The 3,864-nt window shown below is 44.7% G+C and carries 2 rRNA genes; both read left to right on the top strand.

Going from position 1 to position 3,864, the window contains the following annotated elements:
• Positions 1-547: 547 nt before the first annotated feature.
• Positions 548-3,435, top strand: a 23S ribosomal RNA gene (locus IC572_RS07585).
• Between the two features lie 238 nt (positions 3,436-3,673).
• A 5S ribosomal RNA gene (rrf, locus tag IC572_RS07580) occupies positions 3,674-3,791 on the top strand.
• Positions 3,792-3,864: the final 73 nt, after the last annotated feature.

Genomic DNA, 3,864 nt, shown 5'->3' with positions numbered 1-3,864 from the left:
AATTTAATGATGTGCTTAATCTTAAAGCTTTATTCTCTACCCCCTTAATTCCAATCGCTCCCCCATCATTTCCAATAACTCTTATCCATTCCTTTCAAACTCTAAATTTTCTTTCAAACTCTAAATTTTCTTTCAAACTCTCAAAACTTTAAGCAAACTTTAAGCATTGCATGTCTATAATTACATTTCGTTTTTAAAGACAAGCTTTAAAAAGTTCTTTAATTTGAAACCACTCAAGCAAGTTCTACAAGCTAAAAGCTTTAATATAAAGCCCACCAGCTGATAAAACTTGGCGGTTAAAAAAGATTAGGGATCAAGCATTTTTAGTCTTCTTTAAGGGTTTAACATTCAAGAGCGATTATAGCAAGTTTTTAAAGAAAAACGAAGTTATTTGATTTAACGTTGTTAATAGCCTATGTAAAAGTAAAGTAAAACTACAATAACTCTGTCTTATATTCATTAAGGCAGTGGTAGCGCTGAAGAATATTCGTGCAATTGTCGTTATTCATTATAAAAGGGCGGGTTTTAAAGGATATTTTAAAATTTAAAACAAGCTTTTAAGAGCAGATGGCGGATGCCTTGCCAAAGAGAGGCGATGAAGGACGTACTAGACTGCGATAAGCTATGCGGAGCTGTCAAGGAGCTTTGATGCGTAGATGTCCGAATGGGGCAACCCAACTAATAGAGATATTAGTTACTCTAATATAGAGAGCGAACCTAGTGAAGTGAAACATCTCAGTAACTAGAGGAAAAGAAATCAACGAGATTCCCTAAGTAGTGGCGAGCGAACGGGGAAAAGGGCAAACCGAGTGCTTGCATTCGGGGTTGAGGACTGCAACATCCAAGAGAACGCTTTAGCAGAGTTACCTGGAAAGGTAAGCCATAGAAAGTGATAGCCTTGTATGCGACAAGGCGTTCTTAGGTAGCAGTATCCAGAGTAGGCCAGGACACGAGAAATCCAGGTTGAAGCCGGGGAGACCACTCTCCAACCCTAAATACTACTCTTTGAGCGATAGCGAACAAGTACCGTGAGGGAAAGGTGAAAAGAACCGCAGTGAGCGGAGTGAAATAGAACCTGAAACCATCTGCTTACAATCATTCAGAGCCCTATGATTTATCAGGGTGATGGACTGCCTTTTGCATAATGATCCTGCGAGTTGTGGTATCTGGCAAGGTTAAGCGAATGCGAAGCCGTAGCGAAAGCGAGTCTTAATAGGGCGAACAAAGTCAGATGCTGCAGACCCGAAGCTAAGTGATCTATCCATGGCCAAGTTGAAACGCGTGTAATAGCGCGTGGAGGACTGAACTCGTACCCATTGAAACGGGTTGGGATGAGCTGTGGATAGGGGTGAAAGGCCAAACAAACTTAGTGATAGCTGGTTCTCTTCGAAATATATTTAGGTATAGCCTCAAGTGATAATAAAAGGGGGTAGAGCCCTGATTGGGCTAGGGCTGCTCGCCGCGGTACCAAACCCTATCAAACTTCGAATACCTTTTATCGTATCTTGGGAGTCAGGCGGTGGGTGATAAAATCAATCGTCAAAAGGGGAACAACCCAGACTACCAAATAAGGTCCCTAAGTTCTATTCTGAGTGGAAAAAGATGTGTGGCTACTCAAACAACCAGGAGGTTGGCTTAGAAGCAGCCATCCTTTAAAGAAAGCGTAACAGCTCACTGGTCTAGTGGTCATGCGCTGAAAATATAACGGGGCTAAGATAGACACCGAATTTGTAGATTGTGTTAAACACAGTGGTAGAAGAGCGTTCATACCAGCGTTGAAGGTATACCGGTAAGGAGTGCTGGAGCGGTATGAAGTGAGCATGCAGGAATGAGTAACGATAAGATATATGAGAATTGTATCCGCCGTAAATCTAAGGTTTCCTACGCGATGGTCGTCATCGTAGGGTTAGTCGGGTCCTAAGCCGAGTCCGAAAGGGGTAGGTGATGGCAAATTGGTTAATATTCCAATACCGACTATGGAGCGTGATGGGGGGACGCATAGGGTTAAGCGAGCTAGCTGATGGAAGTGCTAGTCTAAGGGCGTAGATTGGAGGGAAGGCAAATCCACCTCTGTATTTGAAACCCAAACAGGCTCTTTGAGTCCTTTTAGGACAAAGGGAGAATCGCTGATACCGTCGTGCCAAGAAAAGCCTCTAAGCATATCCATAGTCGTCCGTACCGCAAACCGACACAGGTAGATGAGATGAGTATTCTAAGGCGCGTGAAAGAACTCTGGTTAAGGAACTCTGCAAACTAGCACCGTAAGTTCGCGATAAGGTGTGCCACAGCGATGTGGTCTCAGCAAAGAGTCCCTCCCGACTGTTTACCAAAAACACAGCACTTTGCCAACTCGTAAGAGGAAGTATAAGGTGTGACGCCTGCCCGGTGCTCGAAGGTTAAGAGGATGCGTCAGTCGCAAGATGAAGCGTTGAATTGAAGCCCGAGTAAACGGCGGCCGTAACTATAACGGTCCTAAGGTAGCGAAATTCCTTGTCGGTTAAATACCGACCTGCATGAATGGCGTAACGAGATGGGAGCTGTCTCAACCAGAGATTCAGTGAAATTGTAGTGGAGGTGAAAATTCCTCCTACCCGCGGCAAGACGGAAAGACCCCGTGGACCTTTACTACAACTTAGCACTGCTAATGGGAATATCATGCGCAGGATAGGTGGGAGGCTTTGAAGTAAGGGCTTTGGCTCTTATGGAGCCATCCTTGAGATACCACCCTTGATGTTTCTGTTAGCTAACTGGCCTGTGTTATCCACAGGCAGGACAATGCTTGGTGGGTAGTTTGACTGGGGCGGTCGCCTCCTAAAAAGTAACGGAGGCTTGCAAAGGTTGGCTCATTGCGGTTGGAAATCGCAAGTTGAGTGTAATGGCACAAGCCAGCCTGACTGTAAGACATACAAGTCAAGCAGAGACGAAAGTCGGTCATAGTGATCCGGTGGTTCTGTGTGGAAGGGCCATCGCTCAAAGGATAAAAGGTACCCCGGGGATAACAGGCTGATCTCCCCCAAGAGCTCACATCGACGGGGAGGTTTGGCACCTCGATGTCGGCTCATCGCATCCTGGGGCTGGAGCAGGTCCCAAGGGTATGGCTGTTCGCCATTTAAAGCGGTACGCGAGCTGGGTTCAGAACGTCGTGAGACAGTTCGGTCCCTATCTGCCGTGGGCGTAGGAAAGTTGAGGAGAGCTGTCCCTAGTACGAGAGGACCGGGATGGACGTGTCACTGGTGCACCAGTTGTTCTGCCAAGAGCATCGCTGGGTAGCTACACACGGATGTGATAACTGCTGAAAGCATCTAAGCAGGAAGCCAACTCCAAGATGAACTTTCCCTGAAGCTCGCACAAAGACTATGTGCTTGATAGGGTAGATGTGTGAGTGCAGTAATGCATTTAGCTGACTACTACTAATAGAGCGTTTGGCTTGTTTTTTGCTTTTTGATAAGATAACGGCAATAAGCATGGATAAGTTACCACTGCCTTACTGAGTGTAAGAGAGTTGGAGTTTTATAAAGACTTTTATATAATAATAAACTTTAATGAGGAATGAGATACCATCTCAATGATTTAAAGTTAAAGGCTATTAACGATCTTCTTTGTTGAAAAACAGCTCCCTATTGAAGAGAAAGGGGAGTTAAGGGTAAATGCGATTTATCTTTAGCTCCCTTTTCCTTGTGCCTTTAGAGAAGAGGAACTACCCAGTTAACCATTCCGAACCTGGAAGTCAAGCTCTTCATCGCTGATAATACTGCTCTTTTCAAGAGTGGGAATGTAGGTCGGTGCAGGGATAGGGAAATGTTTTTTAGTCTTGCTTTTTATCTGATTTCATTATTGACTCATTGTTTTGTTTGTTTGGGGGTT

Source organism: Helicobacter pylori, assembly GCF_014496485.1.
GTDB lineage: Bacteria > Campylobacterota > Campylobacteria > Campylobacterales > Helicobacteraceae > Helicobacter > Helicobacter pylori_DD.
The sequence above is the reverse complement of the archived record's forward strand: the minus strand, read 5'-3'. Positions and strand labels throughout refer to the sequence as shown.